The 1,012-nt window shown below is 40.5% G+C and carries 1 protein-coding gene; it reads left to right on the top strand.

The annotated features are described in order from the left end of the window. On the top strand, positions 1-1,012 hold a 1,012-nt coding region (locus AC061C_RS15820), incomplete at both ends, for an Ig-like domain-containing protein (RefSeq protein ID WP_478291972.1).

Genomic DNA, 1,012 nt, shown 5'->3' with positions numbered 1-1,012 from the left:
GTGGTACCTGTGCTGCTGCTAATTCTAGCACTGCAACGGTAACAGTTGATCCAGCCAATACTGTATCTGTAGCATCATCAAATCCAATGTTGTGTATCAATACAGCGTTGACAAATATCACACATACTACTACAGGAGCTACTGGAATTGGAACGGCTACAGGTTTACCTGTGGGTGTTAATGCTACCTTTTCGTCAAATACTATTACTATAAGTGGTACACCAACAGCTTCTGGTACATTCAATTATAGTATCCCATTGATAGGTGGTTGTGGGGCAGTGACTGCTACGGGAACTATTACAGTTTTGGCATCTCCTGCAGCACCAACAGCTACAATCACCCAACCTACCTGCTCCACTCCGACTGGAACTGTATCTGTATCAACACCCTCTAATGGTGTTGGTATAACATATACTATAAAAGGAACTAATCCTGTCAGCTCTGCAATTACAAATTCTAACGGGATTTTTTCTAATTTAGTTGCTGGAATTTATGAATTAACAACTACCAATGCCTCTGGATGCATATCAAGTCCTTTAAGTGGTTTAGAAATTTTATCTAATGAAAATGCACCTACAGCCACGGGTGTAATGATTTGCGTGGGAGGTGCTGGAAGTTTATTTGCCAACTGTCCAGGTAATAGTGCAAGATGGTACACTACTGCTACAGGAGGCACTTCAATTGACTCAGGTAATACATTTAATCCTGTGGGAGTAGCTAATTCTGGGTTATCCAATACTAATACACCAGGTACAACAGTTTTTTATGTTTCATGTGGTGGTAATTCTGGATCTTGTAGAACAGCAGTGAATTTTGTTATAACAGCTGCTCCAAATGCTGGAACTATATTTGGAACACAAGCTATTTGTGTTGGTGGTTCAACTACTTTCTCATCAAACGGAACTGCTGGTGGAACTTATACTTCTAACGCAACTAGTGTTGCTACTGTTAATGCTTCAACTGGAGTTATTGCAGGAGTTGCCTCTGGAACTGCTACAATAACATATACCGT

The organism is Flavobacterium sp. GNP010, from assembly GCF_056428945.1.
Note: the sequence above shows the minus strand (reverse complement) of the source record. Positions and strands in the feature narration are given on the sequence as shown.